The organism is Trueperaceae bacterium (assembly GCA_019454765.1).
Classification (GTDB): domain Bacteria; phylum Deinococcota; class Deinococci; order Deinococcales; family Trueperaceae; genus JAAYYF01.
Window position 1 is genome coordinate 1 of sequence record JACFNR010000030.1, and the last position, 24,221, is coordinate 24,221.

The window sequence follows — 24,221 nt, forward strand, 5'->3', positions numbered from 1 at the left end:
ATTCGTAATCGGCAGGTCGTCGGTTCAAATCCGACCATTGGCTCCAACGGAAGCGCCCGCCCGGCAGACGCCGGGCGGGCGCTTCACACGTCTCGCGCGTGGGGCGGGCGGCGCGGCGGCACCTGGCCGGCACGCCGCCCGCCCCACGGCTCAGTTGGCGTGGTACTCGACCAGACGCTCCTCGCGGGTGAGCTCGCCCTCCTCGTAGTAGCGGGTGGCGATGGGCAGGGGCAGGTCGAAGTCGATCACCCACTCGAAGGCGCGCTCGTACTCGTCCTCCGAGTTCTTCGACTCGAGCAGGAGGTGGTGCCCGGTGCGACCGCCGTGCGTCTCCTGGCCGAGGACCGTCACCCGACCGGCGCCGAACAGGCTCATCCGTTCCCCCGCGACCATGTCCATGTCCGCCAAGGCGGGCACGAGCATCATCAGGTACATCGAGGTGAAGCCAGTCATGAGCCCCATCATGTCGCCCATCAGGGCGTTCTCCAGCGGCTGGTAGCTGGTGCGGGTCGTGGTCACCTCGAAGAGCGGCGCGCCCTCCTCGTCCACGACGGAGCTGGCGCGGATGTCGACGCTGTAACCGAGCTCGGGCCCGCCGTTCTCCGTCGTCACGAACCTGAAGTAGGCCGGTCCCTTCAACTCGTAGGGCGTCCACGACTGGGCGAGCGCGGTGGCGGCCAGGACGAGGGCGAGGGTGGCGAGCGCGGTTCTGAGGGTGGTGCCAAGGTTACGTGGCATGCGGGGTGCCTCCTTCTGGGACTTGCCCCCAGGATAGGGACGGGGCGTCAACGCGCCGTCAACGCGCCGTCGACGCGCCGTGGGCGCGCCGTGGGCGCGCCGTGGGCGCGACGTCGAGGCGCCGCCGGCCCCCTCGCCGCCCGCCCCGGCGCGGCGCGTCGTCCCTTAACCTGCGTCGCCCCGCGGGTGTAGGGTGGCGCGTGATGTCGGTGCCCATGCGTTCTCTCTTCATCGGTCTGGCGGGCGGCTTCTTCGGGAGCATGGTCGGCCTCGGTGGGGCGGTCGTGATGATCCCCCTCCTGACGGGCTGGGCCAAGCTGAGCCAGCACAAGGCGCACGCCACCAGCCTCGTGGCCGTGGTGTTCACGGGCCTCATCGGCGCGGCGGCGTACGCGGGCGGCGGCGCCCTCGACTGGGGCATCGCCGTCCCGGTGGCCGTCGCGGCCGTCGTCACCTCCACCGTGGCGGCCGCCTACTCGTCGCGCGTGCCGGCGGGCGTCCTAAAGCGCATCTTCGGCGGCCTGCTCGTGGCCGCCGCCGTGGCCCTCATCTTCGGGTTCGACGTGGCCGGCGGCGGGCTGGGCGGCGCCTGGCGCCTCCCCGGCGCGGTGCTGCTCGGGCTCCTGTCCGGGACCCTGACGGGCCTGCTCGGCATCGGCGGCGGCGCGTTCATCGTGCCACTTCTGATATTCGTGTTCGGTCTCGACCAGCACCTCGCCCAGGGGACCAGCCTGGCGGTGATGATCCCGGCGGGCATCGCGGGCACCGCCGTGCACGTCCGCAACCGCCGCATCGCCGGGAACGTCGTCGTCGGCCTGATCGTCGGGGTGGCGCTCGGCGCCTTCGGGGGCGGCAAGCTGGCCCTGCTCACGCCCGAGCGGCCGCTGCAGGTCATCTTCGGCGTCATCCTGCTCTGGACCGGTTACCGCTACCTCCGGCCGCAACCGCGGGCGTGACGTGACCGCTGCCGCGCCCGCCGGGTGAGTGGGAGGGGCAGGTGAGGGAACCGCGCCGGGGCGCCGGCGAGCCGCGCCTCACCGTCGCGCCCCTCTCGGTGCAGGCGTCCCGGCGGGCGCCCACGCGCTGGGACCTGCTCGCCTTCGGCGTGGTCATGGCGGGCTTCGTGCTCGTGGCCCTTGGCAGCCGCGGGGTCCTCGGCACTCTGGAGGAATCCGCGGCGGTGGCGGCCTCGCTCGACCCGACGCGCCTCCCGTGGTACGCGGCCCGCACCAGCCTCCGCATGATCGTGGCGCTGGTGCTGTCGACGCTGTTCACCTTCGGCTACGCCACGTTGGCGGCCAAGAACCGGCGCGCCCGCGCCTTCCTCCTGCCCCTGCTCGACATCCTGCAGTCGGTGCCCATCCTCGGCTTCGTGTCGGCCGTCGTCGTCCTCTTCATGAGCCTGACACCGGGCCGCGTGCTGGGAGCGGAGCTCGTGGCCGTGTTCGCCATCTTCACGAGCCAGGTCTGGAACATGACCTTCAGCCTCTACAACTCGCTCGTCACGCTCCCGCGCGAGCTCGACGAGCTGGCGCGCTCCTACCGCCTCGGCCCGTGGATGCGCTTCTGGCGCGTCGAGCTCCCGTTCGCGCTGCCGCCCCTGGTCTGGAACGCCATGATGTCGATGTCGGGCGGTTGGTTCTTCGTGGTGGCCGCGGAATCCATCTCGGTCGGACGCTCCACCGTCGACCTGCCGGGGGTCGGAACCTACATCGCCGCGGCGCTGACGGCCTCCGACCTCGGCGCGGTCGGCTGGGCCGTCCTCACCATGGCGGTCGTCATCCTCCTCTACGACGTGCTCCTCTTCCGCCCCCTCGTCGCCTGGTCGGCACGCTTCCGCTACGACACCACCGCCGGTCACGTCGAGGAGCCGCGCTCGCTCGTGCTCGAGGCCCTGAGGCGCTCCCGCTGGGTCGACGCGCTCGCCGGTCGCGCCGCGCGCCTGGCGCGCAGGCGGACCCGCCCGCGCCCGGACGCGGCCGTCGGCGCGGCGCCGCCCGACCCGACCACGCTGCGCCGCCGCGACCGCGCCTGGGGCGGCTTCGCCGCGGTGGTGGCGACCGCCTCACTCCTGCTGGTGGCGCGCTACCTGCAGAGCGAGGTCTCGCCCGCCGAGGTGGGCCACGTGCTGCTGCTCGGCGTGTACACGATGGTGCGCGTACTCGTCCTCGTCGTGCTCGCCAGCCTGGTGTGGGTGCCCGTCGGCGTGATGGTCGGGCTGCGGCCCCGCCTCACCGCCTGGGTGCAGCCGCTGGCGCAGTTCCTGGCCGCGTTCCCCGCCAACCTCCTGTTCCCGCTCGCCGTATGGGCCATCGTCCGTTACGGCCTCGACCCCAACGTCTGGCTGAGCCCCCTGATGATCCTCGGCACGCAGTGGTACATCCTCTTCAACGTCACGGCCGGCGCCGCGGGCATCCCGGGCGAGCTGCGCGACGCCGCGGCCAACCTCCAGCTCAAGGGGTGGCTCTGGTGGCGCAAGCTGGGGCTGCCGGCCGTGTTCCCGACCTTCCTGACGGGCGCCATCACGGCGTCGGGCGGTGCCTGGAACGCCAGCATCGTGGCGGAGCTCGTCCACTGGGGCAACGACAAGGTCGAGGCTGCGGGCCTCGGAGCGTACATCGTCAAGGCGACGGAGGCGGGCGACCAGGCGCGCATCGTGCTGGGAATCGCCGTGATGAGCCTCTTCGTGGTGGTGCTGAACCGCGCGTTCTGGCAGCCGCTGCAGCGGCGGGCCAGTCAGGGGTACCGTCTTGAGTGAGGTGAGGCCGATGCCGACCGTCTCGACCGACGACTGGACGACGGGCACCGAGCTCGTCAGGCTCGCGGGCGTCGAGAAGAGCTTCCCCCGCCCCGGCGGTAAGCCGCTGGCCGTCCTCGAGGGCGTCGACCTGGCGCTCGCGCGCGGCGAGATTCTCGGGGTGCTCGGCCGTTCCGGCTCCGGCAAGAGCACGCTGCTGCGCATCATCGCGGGCCTCACGCCCGCCAGCGGCGGCGCCGTGACCTTCAAGGGGCGCCCCGTCACCGGCCCGCCTCCCGGGGTGGCGATGGTGTTCCAGAGCTTCGCGCTCATGCCTTGGCTCACCGTCCTGGAGAACGTGCAGCTAGGGCTGGAGGCGCTCGGCCTGCCCCAGGCCGAGGTGCGCGCCCGCAGCGTCGCCGCCATCGACCTCATCGGCCTCGACGGCTTCGAGATGGCGTACCCGCGCGAGCTCTCGGGCGGCATGCGGCAGCGCGTCGGCCTCGCCCGCGCCATCGTGGTGCACCCCGAGGTGCTGCTCATGGACGAGCCGTTCTCGGCCCTCGACGTCCTGACGGCCGAGACGCTGCGCACCGACCTGCTCGACCTGTGGGCCGAGGGGCAGCTCCCGATCGGCGCCATCGTGCTCGTCACGCACTCGATAGAGGAGGCCGTCCTCATGTGCGACCGCGTGGTCGTGTTCTCCTCCAAGCCCGGCCGGGTCGTGATCGACCTGCCCATCGACCTGCCGCGCCCGCGCGACCGCTCGGACCCCCGCTTCGGCGAGCTGGTGGAGCGGCTCTACGCCGAGCTGGTGGGTGCGCCGCGGGTCGGTCGGGCCGTCAAGGTGGCGGACCGGACCGTCAAGGCGTCGCCCTTCGAGCACCTGCCCAACGTCGCCACGGGCCTCCTGACCGGCCTGCTCGAGGCGCTCGCCGCGCCGCCCTACTCCGGCAGCGCCGACCTGCCCGTGCTGGCGGCCGCCCTGCAACTGGAGGTCGACGACCTGTTCCCCGTCGCGGACGCGCTGCAGCTGCTCGGCCTGGCCCACCTCGTCGAGGGCGACCTCGTCATCTCCGAGCTGGGCGAGCGCTTCGTGGACGCCGACGTCGACGAGCGCAAGGCCCTCTTCGCCGAGCAGCTCAGGGCCAGGATCGGCCTGGTGGGGCACGTGTTGCAGGTGTTGGCCGAGCGTGCCGACCACCACGCCCCCTACTCGCGCTTCAGCTCGGAGCTCGAGGACCACCTGGCGCCCGCGGCGGCGGAGGAGACGCTGCGCACGGCCATCACCTGGGGCCGGTACGCCGAGCTGTTCAGCTACGACGACCGCGCTCAGATGCTTGGCCTGGAAGACGTGACGGCGTGAGCGCCCGCCCGGCGGGGCGGGGCTTCAGGGAGCCCGTCAACGCCGGCACGCACCTGGCGGGCGCCGTCGTCGCGGCCGTGGCCACCGCCGCGCTCGCCCTCCTGGCGCGCGACCGGCCGCTGGCGCAGGCCGCGTTCCTCGTGTTCGGGGCCTCGTCGGTCGCGCTGTTCGGCGCCAGCACCCTGCTGCACGCCGTGTGGGCCGGCCCGCGCCTCGCGCGGTGGCTCAGGCGGCTCGATCACGGCGCCATCTACCTGCTCATCGCGGGCTCGTACACCCCCGTGACGCTCGTGGCGGTGCGGCCGGTGAACCCCGCCCTCGCCTGGTGGCTCTTCGGGCTCGCGTGGCTGCTGGCCGCCCTCGGCCTCGTCTTCAAGGCGTTCTGGCTCGGCGCGCCCCGCTGGTTGAGCACCGCCCTCTACGTCGGCATGGGCTGGCTGGTGGTCGTCGCGTTAGGGCCGGTGGCTCGCGCCTTGGGGCCGGCCAACCTGACGTGGTTGGTGCTCGGCGGCGCGTTCTACACGGTCGGCGCCGTCGTCTACGCCACGAAGCGCCCACGCCTTGTGCCCGGCGTCTTCGGCTTCCACGAGCTGTGGCACCTGTTCGTGCTGGCCGGTTGGGGGTGTCACCTGGTGATGATGCTGCGCCTCGCGACCGCCGTCTGAGCGGGCAGCGGGCGCGCCGGCCCGGCCGGCGCGCCGGATCGGCCGGCGCCCGGCGCCCGGCGCGCCCGCACGTCAGAAGCGCTCGGTGATCGTCTTCATCTCCACGAAGTTGCGCAGGTAGTCTGGGCCGCCCGCCTTGGTGTTCGAGCCCGACATCTTGAAGCCGCCGAACGGCTGCACGCCCACCAGCGCGCCCGTGATCTTGCGGTTCAGGTAGAGGTTGCCGGCCTGGAACTCGGCGCGCGCCCTGGCGAGGTTCTCGCGGCTGCCGCTGAACACCCCGCCCGTCAGCGCGTAGGCGCTCGCGTTGGCGATCTCGAGGGCGTGAGCGAAGTCGCGCGCGCGGATGACGGCCACGACGGGTCCGAAGATCTCGTCGCAAGCGATGGTCGCGCTTGGCGCCACGTCGGCGAAGACGGTGGGCTTCACGTACCAGCCGTCGCCCGGCGCGGCCTCGCCCCCCGTCACGAGGCGCGCCTCTCGCTTGCCCGCCTCCACGTAACCGAGCACCTTCTGGTACTGGCGCTCGTTGATGACGGCCGTGACGTCGTGGTTCTCGTCGGCGGGACCGACACTGAGCCGCTCGGTGAGCTCCTTGACGCGCGCCAGCAGCTCGTCGTGCACCTTGTCGACGACTATGAGGCGGCTCATGGCCGAGCACTTCTGGCCCTGGAAGCCGAAGGCGCTCGCGACGGCCGCCCGCGCCGCCTCCTCCAGGTCGGCCGTCTCGTCGACGATGAGCGCGTCCTTGCCGCCCATCTCGAGGAAGGTGCGCTTGAGCCAGGTCTGGCCCGGCTGCACCTTGGCGGCGCGCTCGTAGATGCGCACGCCCGTGGCGACGGAACCCGTGAAGTTGATGAAGCGCGTGCGCGGGTGGTCGACGAGCGCGTCGCCCAGCACGGCGTCCTCGCCCGTCAGGAGGTTGATGACGCCGGGCGGGAAGCCCGCCTCGGCCACGAGCTCCATGAACTTGGCGGCGATGACGGGGGTGGCGGGGGAGGGCTTCAGGATCACCGTGTTGCCGACCACCACTGGGCCCACGGTGGTGCCAACCAGGATGGCGAGCAGGAAGTTCCAGGGCGGGATCACCACGCCGACGCCCATGGGCTGGAAGAGGGTCACGTTCTCCTCGCCCGGATGGTCGTGAGTGGGCAGCGGCTCCGCGAGCGGCAGCGCCGTGCGGGCGTAGTACTCGCAGAAGTCGATCGCCTCCGCCACGTCGGCGATGGCCTCCAGGTAGTTCTTGGACGCCTCGAACACCAGCCAGGCCGCGAGCTCCTCGCGCCGGCGCCGCATGATGGCCGCCAGCTTCACGAGCAGGCGTGCGCGCTCGGCCATGCTCCAGCGCGACCACGAGTCGTACGCCGCCCAGGCGGCGTCCATGGCGCGGTCGATCTCGGCGGGACCCGCCGCGGCGGCGCGGCCCACCAGGCGTCGCTTGTGCGACGGGTCGAACGACTCGAGCCAGGCGCCGGTGGTGACCGCGGCGCCGCCTATGGTGAGCGGGTAGTCGCGACCCAACCGCCCCGCGACGTCCGCCACGGCGGCCTTGAAGCTCGCCAGCGTGGCCGGATCTGTGAAGTCGGCGAACGGTTCGTTCGTGTAAGGCGTGAAGAGCATGTCAGTCCCTCCCTTGGACGGTGGGCGGGCCGCGCCGCGACCGCGGCCCTGGCGGCTCGGGGCGCCTCAGCCGAACAGGCCGCGCGCCACGAAGGCGAGGTTGGCGGGGCGCTCCGCGAGGCGCCGGCTGAAGTAGCCGTACCAGTCGGCGCCGAACGGCACGTAGACGCGCACCGGGTGCCCGGCGGCGGCCAGGCGCTCCTGCAGGTGCGGCCTCACGCCGAAGAGCATCTGGACCTCGTAGCGGTCGGCGCCCAAGCGCGCGCCCCGCACGAACGCCAGGAGCTCGCGCAGCAGCGCCTCGTCGTGCGTGGCGATGTTCAGCTTGAGGCCGGCGTCAAGCGCCCCGTAGGCCAGCTCGCGGTAGGCGGCCTCGATGCCGCCCACGTCCTGGAGCGCGTCGGCGGGCGCCTCGCGGTAGGCGCCCTTGACCAGCCTGAGCGCACCGTGGCCACCCAGCTCGGCGTCGAGCGCCACGAGCCGTTCGAGGTCGTGCGGGGTGCGGTGCAGGTAGCTCTGCAGCACCGTGCTGACGTGGCGGTGCCCGGCGCGGTGGAGGCGCTCGTACAGGTCGAGGGTGCGGTCGACGTACGGCACGTTCTCCATGTCTAGGCAGACGTGGCCGCCCAGGCCGCCGACCAGCCCGGCGATGCCGTCGGCCAGCTCGAAGGCCAGCTCGGTCGAGACGCCGAGGCCCAGCTGGGTGGGTTTCACGCTCAGGTACGGTTCCACCCCGGCGGCGTGCGCGGTCCGCACGCCCGCCTCGACGGCGGAGGCGGAGGCGCGCGCCGCCGCCTCGTCGGCGACGAACTCGCCCAACAGGTCGAGGATGACGCGCCGTCCGCTGCGCTGCAGCGCGAGCAGGGCCGGGACGGCGGCGGCGGCGTCCTCGCCCGCCACGAAGCGCCCCACGCCCACGCGCCAACCGTGACGTTGGAAGGTCGACCGCACGAGGGGGGCGTCCGCGATGGCTAGGGTCAGTTGCCGGTAGAGGGTGGCGGTGTTCATGGCGTCGGTTCGATTCTACCCGTGCCGAAGGCGCGTCCCGGCGTCCCCCCCGACCCGAGTAAACATTCGAACAGTGACCACGGCGAGGCCGCTGCTAACTTGGTGCCAGCGCGTGACGGCGCGCGCGACCCGCCCGGTAAGGACGGCCGCGCCGCCCGGCCGCGAGGAGGATGCGCCGCCGATGCCGAGTGCTGGCCCCATGTCACCACAAGGTCGCTCCCGAACCGGAGCCGCCCGATGAGGCTCTACTGCGTCCGTCACGGCGAGACGGACTGGAACCTGGTCGAGGCGCGCGGCGCGAAGGGGTGGGCCAAGGACTTCGCCCCGCTCACCGCGCTGGGGCGGTTGCAGATCGACACCATCGCCCGCGACTACCGGCTGCAGGAGGCGGAGGCCATCCTGTGCAGCACCTACACGAGGGCGCTGGAGTCGGCCGCGCTGCTCAGCCGAGCCATCAACAAGCCGCTCTACGTCGAGCACGACCTCCACGAGTGGTTGCCCCAGAAGGACCCGTTCGGCGAGATCGACCCCGGCTCGTTCGAGCGCGCGCGCCAGAGCCTGTCCGGCACGCGCATCGAGGAGGACGCCCCGTGGGAGTCCCTCGACGAGGTGCGTAGCCGCGTCATCGCGGTGCTGCGCCGCTACCGCCGCTTCGAGACGTTGGTGGTGGTCACGCACGGGGTGGTCATCGGCAGCCTGGTGGGGGTGCAACGCCTCGTCGACCACGCAGAGATCGTGCCGTTCGACCTGGACCTCGACAGCCCCATCCAGGTGGGGGCCGGCCCCCACAGGGTGGCGCGGTGAGCGCCGGGAAGGCGCTGCCCTCCGACGCCGTCCTGACGGGCGAGCTGGTTCGCCTCGAGCCGCTCACGTGGGAGCACGTGCCGGCGCTGCTCGAGATTGCCTACGCGTACCCCGACGAGTTCCGCCTGACGTCCACGCCCACCAACGACGCGGAGGCGGAGGCGTACTTCGGCGCCGTCCTGCGGCAGCGCGCGGCCGGCGAGGCCCACCCCGTCGCCGTGGTCGACGGGGCCGGGCGGGTGGTCGGCACGAGCCGCCTCAGCGAGGTCAACTTCAAGCACCGGCGCTGCGAGCTGGGCTTCTCGTGGTACGACCCCGCCCTGTTCCAGAGCGGCGTCAACGTCGAGAGCAAGCTGCTGCTGCTGACGTTCGCCTTCGAGGCGCTCGGCCTCCTGCGGGTGCAGATCCACACCGACACCCGCAACGTGCGCTCGCAGCGCGCCATCCTGGCCCTCGGCGCCCGCTTCGAGGGGGTGTTGCGCCGCCACCAGGTGGCCAAGGACGGCTACGTGCGCGACACCATGGTGTACGCCATCACCGACCTCGACTGGCCCGAGGTCGAGGCGCGCCTGCGCGAGCGGCTCGCCAGGCGCCTCGCGCGCTCAGGCCACGCCGCCTGAGGGGCGCCGCCCTCCGGCCTGCCCCGTCAGCGGATGCCGTGGAGGATCTCGTCGAGGCCCTGCGGGTCCGTGATGAAGACCTCCTTGGGCCGCGTCTCGATGACGCCCTCGGCCTCCAGCGCCTTCAGGGCGCGCGTGACCGTCTCGCGCGACGTGCCCGCCAGGTTCGCCAGCTCCTGGTGCGTCAGCCGCACCAGCGCCCGCTCCGCCTCGTGCTCCACGACGCCGCCCTCGTAGAGGCGCAGCAGCACGTAGGCCACGCGCCCCTGGGCGTCCTTGTACGAGAGGATCTGCGACTCGTCGTCCATGCCGCGCAACCGCTCGGCCAGCGTGGCGTTGAGGTTGAGGCTGATGGTGGGGTAGTCGGCGATGAGCTTGCGGAAGTCGTCGTTGAAGAGCAGGTAGGCGCTCACCTCGCCGAGCGTGATGGCCGTCGCGCTCCGCGAGGCCTCGCCCAAGAGCGCCATCTCGCCGAAGTAGGCGGGGGGCTGCAGGATGGCCAGCGTCTTCTCGTGGCCGCCCAGGTCGATCTTGGAGAGCTTCACCAGCCCGGCCTCGAGGATGTACAGCGCCTCGCCCTTGTCGCCCTCCTGGAACACCGTGGTGTTGGCCTCGTACACCCTCTTGCGCACGGCCGCCGCCGCGATCTCCAGCGCCCGCTCCGGCGCGCCGCGGAAGAGAGGAACTCGGCTCAACAGCTGATGGAGGGATCGGTCCGGGTTGCTCACGCACGCTCCACTTCGGGCGGGGCGGGGGTCGTAAGGCCCCCAGGGACGGGTGTCACTCGCTGGCCCGTATAGTAACCCCGTGACTCATGTCGTGGCGGCTCGCGGCCTCGAGCGGCGCTTCAGGGCGCCGGGCGGCGACGTGGAGGTGCTGGCGGGGGCGTCCCTGGCGTTGGCGGAGGGGGAGGTGGCCGCCGTGCTCGGCCCCTCCGGTTCGGGCAAGAGCACGCTGCTCCACCTGCTAGGTGGGTTGGATCAGCCGGACGCCGGCGAGATCTACTGGGGCGACTTCCCCGTCCACCTCCACGCGCCGCGGGAGCTGGCGGCCCGCCGCGCTCGGTACGTCGGCCTGATCTTCCAGAACCACTACCTGCTGCCCGACTTCACGCTCCTCGAGAACGTGGCCATGCCGAGCCGCATCGTCGGCGCGCCGGACGAGGCGCGGGCGCGCGGCCTCCTCGAGCGCGTGGGGTTGGGCGCGCGCCTCGACTTCCCGCCGACGCGGGTCTCGGGCGGCGAGAGGCAGCGCGCGGCCGTGGCGCGCGCGCTCGCCCTGAGCCCGCGGCTCCTGCTGGCGGACGAGCCCACCGGCTCCCTCGATCACGCCCGCGCCGAGGAGGTGTTCGAGCTGCTGCTCACGCTGGCCGCCGAGGAGGGCGCCGCCGTGGTGGTCGTCACGCACGACGAGCGCCTCGTGGCGCGGCCCGGGGTGGCCCGGTTGCGCCTCGAGGACGGCAGGCTGGTGCCGGGCGCGCGGTCGCCGGCGGCGGCCGTCGGCGCGGTCGGCTGACGCCCGCGCGGACCGGCGCGCCTTGGTTCAGACGTTGCGCAGTCGCGGGTCCATGAGGTCGCGCACGGCGTCGCCGAGCAGGTTGAAACCCACCACGGCCAGGAAGATGCCCAGCCCGGGGAAGATCGACATCCACGGTGCCCGCAGGAACTGCGAGAAGCCGTCGCGGATCATGAGGCCCCATTCGGGCGCCGGAGGTTGGGCGCCGAGCCCCAGGAAACCGAGGGCCGCCACGTCGAGGATGGCGGTGCCGATGCTCAAGGTGAGCTGCACGATCAAGGGCGCCATGGAGTTGGGCAGCACGTGCTTGAACACGACCCTGAAGCCGCCCGACCCGAGCGCGCTGGCCGCCTGCACGTACTCCGACTGCCGCACCTGCATGACGACCGACCTGACGATGCGCGTGTAGATCGGGACCTGGGTGATGGAGATGGCGATGAGCGCGTTGGTCAGGTTGGGACCGAGCGTGGCCACGATGGCGATGGCGAGCAGGATGCCAGGGAACGCCAGGAGGATGTCGATGCACCACACGATGATGGTGTCGACCCACCCGCCCACGTAACCGGCCAGCAGGCCGAGGATGGTGCCGGCCACCACGGCGAACGCAACGGCGATGAGCCCGACGCGGAGGCTGATGCGACCGCCGTGCAGCACGCGCGTGAAGATGTCGCGGCCCAGCTCGTCGGCCCCGAACCAGCGCTCGGCGGACGGGGGGCTGAGGCGCGCCCGCAGGTCGCGGTCGCGGGTGGCGTCGTAGGGCTTGATGAGCGGCGCGAGGAGCGACACGATCACGAGGAACAGCACGACGGCGAGGCCGAGCACGCCGGTGGGGTGGCGCCGGAAGCGGCGGAACAGGTCGGCCGCGCCCCTGCGCGGCGCGAGGTCGTCGGTGGTCGCGGTGGCGGTGGTCATGAGTACTGGATCCTCGGGTCGATGAGGGAGTAGGAGAGGTCCACCAGGAGGTTGACGACCACGAACAGGACCGCCACGAAGATCACGCCCCCCTGGATGATGGGGTAGTCGCGGGCCGAGATGCCGTCGTAGACCCAGCGGCCTATGCCGGGCCAACTGAAGACCGTCTCGGTGAGGATGGCACCGGACAGGAGCGTGCCGAAGCTGAGGCCGATGACGGTGACGACCGGGAGGAGCGCGTTCCTGAGCGCGTGCCTGCGCACCACGCGGAGCTCCGAGATCCCCTTGGCGCGCGCCGTGCGGACGTAGTCCTGACCGAGCACCTCGAGCATGGCCGAGCGCGTCATGCGCACCACGATGGCGAGCGGGATCGTGCCCAGCGCGACCGCGGGCAGCACCAGGTGCTTCGCCGCGTTCCAGGCGGCCGTGAGGTTGCCCCGCAACAGGCCGTCGATGACGTACAGGCCGGTTATCGGTTCGACCGTCATGGCCGACGATAGGCGCCCGGAGGGGGGCAGCCACCCCAGCACCACCGCGAACACGTAGATGAGGATGATGCCGAGCCAGAAGACGGGGAACGACACCCCGGCGATGGCCACCAACACGACGGCCGTGTCGGCGATCGTGCCGCGGCGCAGGGCGGCCCACACCCCCGCCGGGATGCCGATGGCGATGGCAAGGAACATGGCCGCCAGCGTCAGTTCGAGCGTGGCGGGGAAGCGGTGGAGCAGGCTCTGGGTCACCGGCACCAGGGTGAGGATGGAGCGCCCGAGGTCGCCGCGCAACATGCCGCCCATGTAGTCGAAGTACTGGGAATCGAAGAGGGTGCCGATGTTGCCCGTCTCGCGGAAGCCGGCCGTGTTCAGGAAGAGGGGCCGGTCGAGGCCCAGGTCGGCGCGCAGACGCTCGATGAGCTTGGGCGCGGCGCGCTCGCCGAGCATCGCCTGCGCCGGGTCGCCGGGGATGATGCGGGTCAGGAAGAAGATGAGCAGCGTCACCCCGACGAGGACGGGGATGAGCCCGAGGATGCGGCGGATCAGATACGCGGTCAAGCGGTGCTCCTTGGGCGCGCCTCTCGTGTGGCGGCCGGGCGGATGCTCGCCGGGGACCGACGGGTCCGCCGGACGGCGACGAAGATATGCACGGTCAACATAACCCTACAAGCCGTCGTGGGGCGCCCGCTGACGGGCGCCCCAGCGACTATCGCGACTTGCTTGCGCTTTACCTTGCGATCACTCGGTCTTGGTGACCGGGTGCAGGCTCACGGAGCTGAAGCCGAGCGGGCTCGGGATCCAGCCGGAGATGTTCTTGCGCGTGGCGTTGAGGGACACGTTGTGCGCCATGGGGATGGACGCGGCGGCGTCGGCCACGGCGTCGACGACCGAGGCGTAGAGCGCGGCGCGCTCGTCCTGGTCACCGATCTGACCGGCCTTGGCGAGGGCCTCGAGCACGTCGGGGTTGTCCCAGCCCTGCGCGGCGGAGTGGTCGGGGCCGAAGAAGGTGAGGAGGAAGTTCTCGGGGTCGGCGTAGTCGGCGTTCCAGCCGAGCATGTACATGGGGAACTTGCCCGTGGGGTAGTCGGCCAGGTAGGTCGTCCAGTCCTCCGTCTTCAGCTCGGCGCGGATGCCGACGTCGGCCAGGTACGACGCGACGGCCTCGGCGATCGGCTGCGGGGAGGGGAAGTACGGGCGGCTGACGGGCATGTACCAGAACTCGACGTCGAGGCCGTTCGGGTAACCGGCGTCGGCCAGGAGCTCCTTGGCCTTCTCGGGGTTGTACTCGTACGGCCACGGCTTGCCGTGCCCGAACATGGAGGGCGGCAGGTGGTCCTGGGCGACGATGCCGAGACCCTCGTAGAAGGCGTCGACGATGGCCTCGCGGTCGATGGCGTAGGCCACGGCCTGGCGCACGAGGACGTTGTCCATCGGGGCGCTGAGCTGGCTCATGCCGATGTAGCCGACGTTCATCTCGCCCTCGGCCGTCTGGACGGTGAGGTTAGGGTCGTTCTTGACCGTCGTGAGGTCGTCGGAGGTCAGGAGGACGGCGATGTCGATGGTGCCGGCCTGCAACTCGGCGAGGCGAGCGGTGGGTTCCTGGATGCCGCGGAAGACGACGCGCTCGACGCCGGCGGGGCCGCCCCAGTAGTCGGCGTTGCGCTCGACCACGACGCGTTCACCCTCGACCCACTCGACGAACTTGAAGGGGCCGGTGCCGACGGCGCCCACGTTGGGCGTGCCGTAGTTGACGCCGGCGGCCGTGATGGCGGCGGGGCTGCCGAACTGGAAGTAGCCGGCGGCGAAGAGGGCGGGCAGGAACGGCACGGGCGCGGTCGTGTTGATCTGCACCGTGTACTCGCCGGTCACGTCGACGGAGGCGATCTTGTTGCCCTCGCCCACGGGACCGCCGAAGACCCAACCCCAAGGCACGAAGGTCTTGCCCTGCGCGCGGTTGCCTACCGGGCTGTTCGGGTCGTTCCAGCGGTCGATGTTGAACTTGACGGCCTCGGCGTTGAACGGCGTGCCGTCATGGAACTTCACGCCCTGGCGAAGCTCGAAGGTCCAGACGGTGGCGTCGTCGTTGGGCGTCCAGGAGGTGGCAAGGGCCGGGATGAGGTCGGTGCCGCCGGGGGCGAAGTCGACGAGGCGTTCGGTGATCTGCCCGCTGACGACGAGCGAGTTGCCGTCTTGCGAATCGGCGGCGTCGAGTGAGGACGGGAAGCCCGACGTCCCGTACACGAGGGTCTGCGCGTTCACCATCCCGAAAGTCAGGAGGAGAGCGGCAACAACTAGTAGTCTCTTCATGGCACCTCCACAGTGCTAGTGAGACAGCGCTAAGCGGTTCGCCCGGTCGTTCCCGGCCGTACCACGGCCGTTACGGTGGCGTCCGAGGCCTGCACTGTATTCGAGTGAAGATTCTAACACGGCACCGCGGCGCCGGGTGAGGCGGCCTGAACCTCGCCTTTAGGTTCGCTCGGCGCCGCGGCGGGCCCGCCGCGGCGCATGCAGCCTTAGAGTAGGCCGCATGAACCTGGCCCTAGAACTCGCCCGGCTGCTGGGCGACGACCGCGTCGACACCACCCCCGCCGTACTCGCCCAGCACTCGCACGGCGAGTCGTACGCCGACGGCGTCACGCCGGCCGTCGTCGTCTACCCCCACGACACCGCCGAGGTCAGCCGGCTGCTGCGGTTCGCGACCGCGCACGGCGTGCCCGTCACCCCCGTGGGCGCCAACTCCAGCCTCGAGGGCCACACGGTGCCCGCAGCCGGAGGCGTCTCCCTCGACCTCGGCCGGCTCGACCGGCTCCTCGAGGCGCGGCCCGAGGACCTGCTGGTGGTGGTGCAGCCGGCCGTCACCTACCCACGCATCAACGAGCACCTCAAGCGCCACGGGCTCTTCTTCCCCATAGATCCCGGGGCGCACGCCTCCATCGGCGGCATGGTGAGCACCAACGCCTCCGGCACCGCCGCCGTGCGCTACGGCACGACTGGCGACTACGTCCTGGCCCTCGAGGTGGTGACCCCCACCGGGGACGTCCGTCGCCTCGGGAACCGGGCGCGCAAGTCGGCCAGCGGTTACGACCTGTGTGCGCTCTTCACGGGGGCGGAGGGGACGTTGGGGGTTATCACGGAGGTCACGCTGCGCGTGGTGGGGTTGCCGGAGGCGGCGGCCGCGGCGCGCCTGCCGTTCCCCGACGCCTTCCGGGCCACGTCGTTCGTCACTCGCCTCATCCAGGCGGGCGTGCCCGTGGCCCGCTGCGAGCTGGTGGACGCCAACAGCATCCGCTCGGCCAACGCCTACTCCGGCACGGACTACCCGGAGGAGATGACCGTGTTCCTGGAGTTCCACGGCAACCCGGCGGGCATAGCGGCGGAGGTCGAGCTGGCGCGCGAGCTCGCCGAGGCGGCCGGGGCCGGCGCCTTCGAGGCGGCCACCGACGCGGGCGAGCGCGCCAGGCTGTGGGAGGCCCGTCACACGATGCTCTTCGCCTCCAACGCCGCGCACCCCGGGCTGCATAGCCTCATAACCGACGTGGCCGTCCCCATCTCGCACCTGCCCGAGGCGGTCACGGCGGCGCTCGCCGATTGCGCCGAGAACGGCTTCGACGCCAACCTGGTCGGCCACGTGGGCGACGGCAACTTCCACCTCACCCTCTACGTCGAGGACGACCCGGCCCGGCGCGCCGCCGCGCAGGGCGTGGTCGACCGCATGACTTACCGCGCGCTCGACGTCCTCGGGACGGCCACGGGGGAGCACGGCGTGGGCCTCCGCAAGCTCAAGTACATGGAGCGCGAGCACGGGGCGGCGCTCGACCTGATGCGCACCCTGAAAGCCACCCTCGACCCGGCCGGCATCATGAACCCGGGCAAGAAGCTACCGCCCGCGCGATGAGCGGGCCGCTCGACGCGTACCCGCTCCTGCTGCAGCCCCGCCTCCACCGGCGCCTGTGGGGCGGCTCGCGCCTGGCGGCGTGGCTCGGCGACACCGGCCTACCCGTGAGCGGCCCGGCTGACGAGCCTGTGGGGGAGGCCTGGCTGGTGGGAGCCGACAACCTCGTGACCAACGGCGCCTACCGGGGCGTGTCGTTGGGTGCCTTGGCGGCGACGCACGGGGCCGCGTTGGTGGGGGAGGCGCCGTTCGCGCGTTACGGCGCCGTGGTGCCGCTCCTCGCCAAGCTGCTCGACGCGCGGGAGGACCTCTCGATCCAGGTCCACCCCGACGACGCCTACGCGCGGCGCGAGCACCCTGGCAGCGGTCACCTAGGCAAGGCGGAGGCCTGGTACGTGCTCGAGGCGGCGCCGGGCGCCGGGGTGCTGCGCGGCTTCACGCGCGCGACCGAGCCGGCCGCCCTCAGGGCGGCGGCGCTCGACGGCACCCTGCCGAGCCTCATGCGGCGCCTCCCCGTTGTACCCGGGAGCGTCGTCGTCAACCCGGCCGGGACGGTGCACGCCGTCGGGGCGGGCTGCCTCCTGTTCGAGATCCAGCAGGCCAGCGACCTGACCTACCGCCTGTTCGATTACGGCCGCCGCGGCGCCGACGGGGCGCCGCGCGAACTGCACCTCGACAGGGCCCTGGCGGTGGCGGACCTGAGTGGCGGCGGCGAGCAGGGCGCCGCCCCCCGGCCGTCGAGCTCCGGCTGGACGCGCCTCGTGCAACTGCCGGAGTTCAGCCTGGACGCGCGCGCCATGGCCGGCGGGGCCCCGCTGGCGGGCGCCACGAGCGCCGCCTCGTTCGAGCTCCTGTTCGTGGCGGCAGGGGAGGCGACGGTAGCGGGCGGGGGCGTGGCCGCCAGCCTTGTCGCCGGGGGCGCCGCGGTCCTGCCCGCCGGCCTGGGCGCGTACACGCTGCAGGGCGAGGGCACCATCCTCCGCTGCCTGGCCGGTGCGGGCCGGTCGGCGTGACGCCGACCGGCCCAGCCGCCCCGGCGACGCCCCTTGACCCGGGCGCGCTCTCGCCCCTGGCACGCGTGGCGCTCGGATCGACCAGCCCGGCCAAGGTCAGGGCGGCGGAGGCGGCCCTCGCGCGCATCCACGGTCGTCCCGTGGCGGTGACGGCCGTGAGCGCGCCGTCCGGCGTGCCCGCCCAACCCGTGGGCAGCGAGGAGACCTTCCGGGGCGCGTTGGCGCGGGCGCGGGGCGCCCTGCGGCTGACGCCGGGCGCGCTCCTCGGCCTGGGCATCGAGGCGGGGGTCGAACGCCCGCTCGGGGAGGCCGGTCCCCTCCACGCCGGCGCCTGGGTGGTGGCGGTCGACGGGGCGGGGCGGACGGGGACGGCGCGCTCGGCCACGTTCGAGCTGCCCCCTCACCTGGCCGCCGCGGTCGCGGCCGGGGCGGAGCTCGGCACGGCGCTCGACGCCGGCTACGGCCTGACGCGCGCGAAGGACGGCCCCGGCGCAGCGGGGGTGCTGAGCCGGGGCCTGGTGGATCGGTCCGAGCTTTACGTTCAGGCGATCCTGCTCGCGCTGGTGCCTTGGTTGGCGCCCGCGCCGAGGGACGCGGCCTGACCCGCGGAACGCCGGCCTAGCGCGCGCGTCAGCTCCCGGCCGCGGCCGCGCCGGGCTGCGCCGCCGGGCGCTCCTCGCCCGGTGGCACGAACGGCTCGCCGGCGGCCGGCTCGGCCGGGACGAGCATGACGTCGAGGACCTGCCTGAACTCGCTCACGGGCACGACGGTCAGGTCGGCGAGGATGACGTCGGGGACCTCCTCGAGGTTCGCCTCGTTGTCCTTGGGCAGGATGACGGTGCCGATGCCCGCCTGGTGCGCGGCCAACAGCTTCTCCTTGACGCCGCCGATGGGCAGCACGCGGCCGCGCAGGGTGATCTCGCCCGTCATGGCCACGTCGCCGCGAAGGGGGCGACCCGTGAGGGCCGACACCACGGCGCTGGCGATGGCGATGCCGGCCGAGGGGCCGTCCTTCGGGGTGGCGCCCTCCAGCACGTGCACGTGCAGGTCGCGCTTCTCGTGGAAGTCGGCCGCGATGCCGTACTCCTCGGCGTGCTTTCGCAGGTAGGCGATGCCGGCCTGGGCGCTCTCCTTCATGACGTCGCCCAGTTGGCCGGTGAGCGTCACGACGCCCTTGCCGGGCACGGCGACCGTCTCGATGTCGAGCGTGACGCCGCCCACCGAGGTCCAGGCGAGGCCGTGGGCCAGGCCCACCTGCGGCTCCTTCTCCGCCTGGTCGTCGCGGTACGGCGGCACGCCGAGGAGCGCGCGGATGGCGGCCGCGTCGACCGTCCGCACCCCCTCCCAGGGACCGGTGAGGAACTCCTTGGCCGACTTGCGGGCGGCCTTGGCGATGAGGCGGTCGAGGTTGCGCACCCCCGCCTCGCGCGTGTACTCGGTGACGATGCGCCTGAGCGCCCCGTCGTCGAACGCCAGGTGCTCGTTAAGGCCGTGGTCGCGCAGCTGCCGCGGCACGCGGTAACGCTTGGCGATCTCGAGCTTCTCGGAGAGCGTGTAGCCCGGGATCTGGATGACCTCCATGCGGTCGAGGAGCGGTCGCGGGATGGTCGAGAGGCTGTTGGCGGTGGTGATGAACATGACCTTGGAGAGGTCGTAGGGGATCTCGAGGTAGTGGTCGGCGAACGTGTTGTTCTGCTCCGGGTCGAGCACCTCGAGGAGGGCCGAGGACGGGTCTCCCCGGAAGTCGGCCGTCATCTTGTCGACCTCGTCGAGCAGGAAGACGGGGTTGATGGTGCCCGCCGTCTTCATGCCCTGGATGATGCGGCCGGGCAGGCTGCCGATGTAGGTGCGGCGGTGGCCCCTGATCTCCGCCTCGTCGCGCACGCCGCCGAGGCTCATGCGCACGAACTTGCGGTTGAGGCTGCGCGCGATCGACTTGCCGAGGCTCGTCTTGCCCACGCCGGGCGGGCCCACGAGGCAGAGGATGGGCGCGCGGTAGTCGGCCGACTCGACGTCCTTCGTGAGCTGCCGGACCGCCAGGAACTCGAGGATGCGCTCCTTGGGCTCCTCCAGCGCGTAATGGTCCTCGTCGAGGACCTCCTGGCTGTGCCTTATCTCGAGACGCTCCTCGTCGACCTCGCTCCACGGCAGGTCGACCAGCGTGTCGACGTAGGTGCGCACCACGGTGGCCTCGGGTGAGCCGCCGGCCATCTTCTCGAGGCGGTCGATCTCCTTCAGCGCCCGCTCCTTGGCGTGCTCGGGCATGTTCTTGGCCTCGACCTTGGCGCGGAGCTCCTCGGTCTCGCTCTCCTCGCTGGCGCCCAGCTCCTTCTGGATGGCCTTCATCTTCTCGCGCAGGTAGTACTCGCGCTGGTTCGAGTCCATCTGCTGCTTGACGCGGGCGCTGATCTCCTTCTCCGTGTCGAACCGTTCCAGGTCGCGCGTGAGGAAGCCGTAGACAAGCTCGAGGCGCTTGACCGCCGACGCCTCCTCCAGGGCGGCCTGCTTGTCGGCCACGTCCCAGGTGGCGAACTTCGCGACCACGTCGGCGAGGGAGCCGGGCTCCTTCATGGCCTTGAGGTTCTCCAGGTGGAAGGAGTCGAGGCGCATGTTCTTGTTCTGCTGCGCGTACTCGCCGAACGCCACCTTGACCTGCTCGCTCAGGGCCTGGACGGTCTCGTCTTGCCGGTCGCCCGCGACCTCCGCGATGGTGGCCACCCGGGCGCGGAGCGTGCCGCCCGGCACGTACTCCTCGATCCGGGCCCGGTCGCGACCCTCCACCAGCACCTGCAGCGTGTCGTTGGGGAGGCGGATGACCTGCTTGACGACCGCGAGCGTGCCGACGCCGTAGAGGTCGTCCTCGCCCGGATCGTCGATGCGAGAATCGCGCTGGACGACGAGCAGGACGCGGTTGTCGCCGGCCTGCGCCTCCTCGAGCGCCCGCTTGGACTTCGGCCTGCCGACGTCCACGTTCTCGAGCGTGCGCGGCAACACGACCTGGCTGCGCAACGCGATGACAGGAAGTTCCCAATCCATGCCGCCATTGAACCCCCTCGCGTGCCGGTAGCTCCGTAAGGTGGCTGACGACGCCCGGGCTACGTGCCGCGCCCCTCGCGGGGGGTAGGCGGACGCCTACAGTTCGATGGTCACCCCGAGCTCGGGCGTCCTGACCCGCGCCAGCCGCGGGGCCAGCTCGGCGGCGAACGCGTCCATCACCGCCGGTTCGCCGTGCACCAGCAGGAGCTGCCGCGCCCTCGTGGCCTCCAGGAACGCGAGCAGGTCGCCGCGGTCGGCGTGCGCGGAGAACCCCTTGATGTTCTCGACGTGGGCCCTGACGACGATCTCCTCGCCGAACAGCCGCACCCGCCGGGCCCCCTCGAGGAGCGCCCTGCCGAGCGTGCCGGCACCCTGGTAGCCGACGATCACGAGGCTGGCCTCCTCGCGCCACAGGTTGTGCTTCAGGTGATGCTGGATGCGGCCGCCCGTCATCATGCCCGAGCCGGCGATGATCACGGCGCCGCCCTCCACCCCGTTGATGGCCTTGGACTCGGCGGCGCTCACCGTGAACTCCAGGGTGGGCGGCGCGAAGGGGTCGGTGCCGGCGGCCAGCTCGGCCATGATCGGCGGGCGGAACTCGTTGCGGCAACTGACGTAGAGGCGCGTCATGCGCGTCGCCATGGGCGAGTCAAGGTAGACGGGCAGTCGGGCGACGGCGCCGCTCGTCATGAAGCGGTCGAGGAGGTAGAGGACCTGCTGGGCCCGCTCCGTGGCGAAGGTGGGGATCATCACCTTGCCGCCGCGGGCGAACGACCGCTTCAGCACCGCCAGGAAGTGCTCCTCCGTCGCCTGGCGGTTCGGGTGCGTCTGATCCGCGTACGTGCTCTCGAGCACCAGGACGTCGCACTCGTTCGGGACCGCCGCCGGCGCCTGGATGGTGCTCTCGTGGTTGCCGAGGTCGCCCGAGAACGTGATGCGTAGGTCGGGGGTGGTGAGCTCGATGTAGGTGCTGCCCAGGATGTGGCCGGCCGACCTGAACCGGGCCACCACGCCGTCGGCCACCCTGGTCGGCTCGTCGAGCGACACCGCCTTGAAGCGAGCCAGGGCCCGCTCCACCTCGGCGGGCGTGTACAGGGGCGGGGGGACCTCGTCCTCCCGGCCCGCGCGGCGCGCCTTGCGCATGGCGCGGTCGAAGTCCTCCTCCTGCAGCTTGGCGGAGTCGCGGAGGATGACCCCGGCGACCTCGGCCGTTGCCTCGGTGGCCAGGAAGTCGCCCCCGTACCCCTGCGCCACCAGGAGGGGGAGGCGGCCGACGTGGTCGAGGTGGCCGTGCGTGACGAGCACGGCGTCGAGTGCGGCGGGCTCGAACGGGAACGGCAGGCGGTTCGTTGCCTCCAGCTCCGCGCCCCCCTGGAACATGCCGCAGTCGACCAGCAGTCGCGCCCCGCCGACCTCGAGGTGGTGGCAGCTGCCGGTGACCGTGCGGGCGGCGCCCGCGCCGGTGAACCTCACGCCCGCACCCAGCGCAGCCGGGCGTCCGCCAGCTCGCACCGCACGAGCCCGAGCTCCCGCGCCCGCGCCAGGTGAGCCGAGACGACGCACAGGTCGAGGTGGTAGCGCGCCAGGTCGTCGACGACCATGCCCAGCGCTCGCGCCGCGCCCGCCATGACCGCCTCCGTGGACGCGCCGTCGCACTGCTCGATGACGGCCTCCGCCGCGGCCAGCACGGCGCGGCGGTTGGCCGCCGCCGCCCCCTTAAGGTCGGTGGTGGGTTCGCCGTGACCCGGCAGCAGCAGGCGCGCCGCCTGCGCCGCCACGACGTCGAACGCGGCGAGCTGCCCCGCCACGTCCTGCGCGAACGGGATGGGGTACTTGCCGAGGGTGTCGGCCCCGAAGACGGCGTCCGCCGCCAGGAGCACGTCGTCTACTAGGACCGCGAGCTGCCGGTGCGCGTGCCCGCGCACGTCGACGAGGGTGATGTTCGCGTCGCCGACGGTGACCTCGCCCGGCCCCACCACCCGGTGGACGGGGGAGGGGTCGGCCATGAGCCACTTGCCCGTCAGTTCAGGCAGCGGCTTCGCGCCGTGGAACAGGTAGATGGGCTCGAGGTAGGGCGTCCTGATCAGGTCCGCCTCGACCTCGGGCGCCCACACCAGGGCGTCCGGGTACTGACGCAGTAGGTAGGCGTTGCCGCCGTGGTGGTCGGCGTGGCTGTGGGTGCAGAGGATGTGGCCGAGCTCGAGCCCCAGGGCGCCGAGCGCCTTGCGGACCTTCCGACCGTACTCCTTGTCGAGGCCGCTGTCCACGAGCAGCGCCTGGCCGCCGCCCACGTCGACGATGGCGCAGTTGACGCCGCCGAGTAGGGCGTGGACGCGCTCCGACAGCCGTACGGTGTCAGGGCCCTTGCTGCTGGTCTGGGAGCCTGTCATGCGCCAGCCTACCGGTTGACGGCCCGCCGCGGCGCCGGGCCCGGACCGGGTCCGCCCGCGGTCAGCCCCCGGTCCGCCGCAGGCGGGCCAGGTAGAAGCCGTCTACCCCCGCCAGCGGCAGGACGAACGCGCCCGCCCCGACGGCGCGTGAAGGCAGCGGCAGGTTGGGCGGCTCGGGGTCGAAACCCGGGACGGCGGCGAGGAAGCGCGCCACCACGTCCGGCCCCTCGTCGGGGGTGAGGGAGCAGACGGCGTAGAGGAGGACGCCGCCCGGAGCGGTGACGGCCGCGGCGTTCGCCAGCATGCCGGCCTGCGTGCGGGCGGCGGCCGCCACGTCCGCCGCCGTCAGGCGCAGCTTGATCTCGGGGTGCCCGCGCAGCGTGCCGGTGCCCGTGCACGGCGCGTCGAGGAGCACCCAAGGGGCGCTCTCGAGGGGCGGCGGGCGCAGCAGGTCGGCGGTCAGGTGCGTGACGTGAAGGCCGAGGCGCGTCAGGTTGTGGGCGGCGGCGGCGCCGCGGCGCGGGTCGAGCTCCACGGCCGTCACCTCCGCGCCGAGGGCGGCCAGCACGGCGCTCTTCACCCCGCGGCCGGCGGCGAGGTCGAGCACCCGGTCCCCGGCGCCGGCGCCCAACGCGAGCGCGACCGCCAACGAGGCGGGGTTCTGCGGTTGCACCAGGCCGGAGCGGAACGCGGCCAGGCTCGCCACCGGCAACGGCGAGCGCACCCGCAGCGGGCGCGGACCCCCGAGCGCGCCCCAGCCGAGGGGCTCGCTAACGGCACCGTCGGCCGTCAGCGCGGCGTCGGCGGCGGGCGAGAACGCGGTCAGCCAGAGGGGCTCGGGCTCGAGCATGGCGGCGGCCGCCGCCGCGGCGTCGCCGCCCAGCGCCGCCTCGAGCCGCGCGTAGAGCCAGCCGGGCATTGCCGCAGCGAGGGCCGCCGCGGCCGGGCCGGCGGCGGCCACGTCCGGCCGCTCGACCCGGCGCAGGACGGCGTTGACCAGGGGCGCGAGGCGGGGGTGGGTCTCCTTGACGACGTCCACCCAGGCGCTGACCGCCGCGTAGGGCGGCGTGCCGCGCCACAGGATCTCGTAGGTCCCCAGCCTGAGGGCGTCGAGCGCCGCCGGCGGCAGGCGCTCCGGGCGCTCCAGCAGGGGCGCCAACGCCGCGTCGACCTGCGGCAGGCGCCGGACGGTGCCGTAGGCGAGGTCCGTCGCGAGCGCCCGCTCCTCGCGCTCCAGGCCGGACGCGCGCAGGAACTCGTCGAGCGTGGGCGCCAGGAACGCCCCGCGCTGCACCCGCGCCACGACCGCCGCCGCCAACGGGCGCGCGCCCGCGGGAGGGCGGCCGCCAGCGGGGGCGGCTCGTGCGTGGCGACGGGGCACTCGGCTCACCGCGCCAAGCTAACCCGCGCC

Annotated in this window: 21 protein-coding genes; 10 read left to right on the forward strand and 11 right to left on the reverse strand. The window is 72.5% G+C overall.

Annotation, left to right across the window (positions count from 1 at the left end; genetic code table 11):
* Positions 1–150: 150 nt before the first annotated feature.
* On the reverse strand, positions 151–738 hold the full coding sequence (locus H3C53_09045) for a hypothetical protein (GenBank protein ID MBW7916812.1): 588 nt from the start codon (positions 736–738) through the stop codon (positions 151–153).
* Between the two features lie 200 nt (positions 739–938).
* On the opposite strand from H3C53_09045, the gene H3C53_09050 reads away from it, so the two are divergent.
* The 4 genes from H3C53_09050 (at position 939) to H3C53_09065 (ending at position 5,506) form a co-directional block, all read left to right on the forward strand.
* Entirely contained in the window at positions 939–1,694 is a 756-nt protein-coding gene (locus H3C53_09050; protein MBW7916813.1) for a sulfite exporter TauE/SafE family protein, read from the forward strand.
* 155 nt (positions 1,695–1,849) lie between these two features.
* Positions 1,850–3,496, forward strand: coding sequence for an ABC transporter permease subunit (locus H3C53_09055; GenBank protein MBW7916814.1), 1,647 nt, complete (start codon positions 1,850–1,852; stop codon positions 3,494–3,496).
* Between the two features lie 10 nt (positions 3,497–3,506).
* Complete coding sequence (locus tag H3C53_09060; GenBank protein ID MBW7916815.1) at positions 3,507–4,841, forward strand: nitrate/sulfonate/bicarbonate ABC transporter ATP-binding protein; 1,335 nt, start codon at positions 3,507–3,509, stop codon at positions 4,839–4,841.
* On the forward strand, positions 4,838–5,506 hold the full coding sequence (locus tag H3C53_09065; GenBank protein ID MBW7916816.1) for a hemolysin III family protein: 669 nt from the start codon (positions 4,838–4,840) through the stop codon (positions 5,504–5,506). The genes H3C53_09060 and H3C53_09065 overlap by 4 nt, the downstream gene beginning before the upstream one ends.
* A 72-nt stretch (positions 5,507–5,578) precedes the next feature.
* On the opposite strand, the gene pruA is transcribed toward H3C53_09065, so the two are convergent.
* Positions 5,579–7,126 carry an L-glutamate gamma-semialdehyde dehydrogenase gene (gene pruA, locus H3C53_09070; protein ID MBW7916817.1) on the reverse strand — a complete coding sequence of 516 codons (1,548 nt, stop codon included), beginning with the start codon at positions 7,124–7,126 and terminating at the stop codon, positions 5,579–5,581.
* A 66-nt stretch (positions 7,127–7,192) separates the two neighbouring features.
* Positions 7,193–8,134, reverse strand: a complete 942-nt coding sequence (locus H3C53_09075; GenBank protein ID MBW7916818.1) for a proline dehydrogenase family protein — start codon at positions 8,132–8,134, stop codon at positions 7,193–7,195.
* A 237-nt stretch (positions 8,135–8,371) separates the two neighbouring features.
* Between H3C53_09075 and H3C53_09080 the strand changes: the two genes are divergently transcribed.
* Positions 8,372–8,938 carry a histidine phosphatase family protein gene (locus H3C53_09080; GenBank protein ID MBW7916819.1) on the forward strand — a complete coding sequence of 189 codons (567 nt, stop codon included), beginning with the start codon at positions 8,372–8,374 and terminating at the stop codon, positions 8,936–8,938.
* Complete coding sequence (locus tag H3C53_09085) at positions 8,935–9,558, forward strand: GNAT family N-acetyltransferase (protein MBW7916820.1); 624 nt, start codon at positions 8,935–8,937, stop codon at positions 9,556–9,558. The genes H3C53_09080 and H3C53_09085 overlap by 4 nt, the downstream gene beginning before the upstream one ends.
* A gap of 26 nt (positions 9,559–9,584) precedes the next feature.
* Here H3C53_09085 and H3C53_09090 read toward each other — a convergent pair whose 3' ends face one another.
* Positions 9,585–10,253 (reverse strand): Crp/Fnr family transcriptional regulator, encoded by a 669-nt coding sequence (locus H3C53_09090; GenBank protein MBW7916821.1) that lies wholly within the window; start codon positions 10,251–10,253, stop codon positions 9,585–9,587.
* Positions 10,254–10,365: 112 nt separating this feature from the next.
* On the opposite strand from H3C53_09090, the gene H3C53_09095 reads away from it, so the two are divergent.
* The gene (locus H3C53_09095; GenBank protein ID MBW7916822.1) at positions 10,366–11,073 is read left to right on the forward strand and encodes an ABC transporter ATP-binding protein; all 708 of its coding nucleotides are present in this window, start codon (positions 10,366–10,368) and stop codon (positions 11,071–11,073) included.
* A 27-nt stretch (positions 11,074–11,100) separates the two neighbouring features.
* On the opposite strand, the gene H3C53_09100 is transcribed toward H3C53_09095, so the two are convergent.
* The 3 genes from H3C53_09100 to H3C53_09110 all read right to left on the reverse strand — a co-directional run bounded on the left by H3C53_09100 (position 11,101) and on the right by H3C53_09110 (position 14,786).
* Positions 11,101–11,985, reverse strand: a complete 885-nt coding sequence (locus tag H3C53_09100) for an ABC transporter permease (GenBank protein MBW7916823.1) — start codon at positions 11,983–11,985, stop codon at positions 11,101–11,103.
* On the reverse strand, positions 11,982–13,037 hold the full coding sequence (locus tag H3C53_09105) for an ABC transporter permease (GenBank protein MBW7916824.1): 1,056 nt from the start codon (positions 13,035–13,037) through the stop codon (positions 11,982–11,984). Before H3C53_09105 ends, H3C53_09100 begins: the two co-directional genes overlap by 4 nt.
* 180 nt (positions 13,038–13,217) lie before the next feature.
* Positions 13,218–14,786, reverse strand: coding sequence for an ABC transporter substrate-binding protein (locus tag H3C53_09110; protein ID MBW7916825.1), 1,569 nt, complete (start codon positions 14,784–14,786; stop codon positions 13,218–13,220).
* A 220-nt stretch (positions 14,787–15,006) separates the two neighbouring features.
* Between H3C53_09110 and H3C53_09115 the strand changes: the two genes are divergently transcribed.
* The 3 genes from H3C53_09115 (at position 15,007) to H3C53_09125 (ending at position 17,986) form a co-directional block, all read left to right on the forward strand.
* The gene (locus tag H3C53_09115) at positions 15,007–16,374 is read left to right on the forward strand and encodes an FAD-binding protein (protein ID MBW7916826.1); all 1,368 of its coding nucleotides are present in this window, start codon (positions 15,007–15,009) and stop codon (positions 16,372–16,374) included.
* Complete coding sequence (locus H3C53_09120; GenBank protein ID MBW7916827.1) at positions 16,371–17,384, forward strand: class I mannose-6-phosphate isomerase; 1,014 nt, start codon at positions 16,371–16,373, stop codon at positions 17,382–17,384. The genes H3C53_09115 and H3C53_09120 overlap by 4 nt, the downstream gene beginning before the upstream one ends.
* 65 nt (positions 17,385–17,449) lie before the next feature.
* The gene (locus H3C53_09125; protein MBW7916828.1) at positions 17,450–17,986 is read left to right on the forward strand and encodes a DUF84 family protein; all 537 of its coding nucleotides are present in this window, start codon (positions 17,450–17,452) and stop codon (positions 17,984–17,986) included.
* A gap of 28 nt (positions 17,987–18,014) precedes the next feature.
* Here H3C53_09125 and lon read toward each other — a convergent pair whose 3' ends face one another.
* The 4 genes from lon to H3C53_09145 form a co-directional block, all read right to left on the reverse strand.
* The gene (lon, locus tag H3C53_09130) at positions 18,015–20,420 is read right to left on the reverse strand and encodes an endopeptidase La (GenBank protein MBW7916829.1); all 2,406 of its coding nucleotides are present in this window, start codon (positions 20,418–20,420) and stop codon (positions 18,015–18,017) included.
* Between the two features lie 96 nt (positions 20,421–20,516).
* Positions 20,517–21,893 (reverse strand): MBL fold metallo-hydrolase, encoded by a 1,377-nt coding sequence (locus tag H3C53_09135; protein MBW7916830.1) that lies wholly within the window; start codon positions 21,891–21,893, stop codon positions 20,517–20,519.
* A complete protein-coding gene (locus tag H3C53_09140) occupies positions 21,890–22,810 on the reverse strand; it encodes an MBL fold metallo-hydrolase (protein ID MBW7916831.1) in 921 nt (306 codons plus the stop codon). Before H3C53_09140 ends, H3C53_09135 begins: the two co-directional genes overlap by 4 nt.
* Positions 22,811–22,871: 61 nt before the next feature.
* Positions 22,872–24,191: an RsmB/NOP family class I SAM-dependent RNA methyltransferase gene (locus tag H3C53_09145; GenBank protein MBW7916832.1), complete on the reverse strand. Its 1,320-nt coding sequence runs from the start codon at positions 24,189–24,191 to the stop codon at positions 22,872–22,874.
* Between the last annotated feature and the right edge of the window lie 30 nt (positions 24,192–24,221).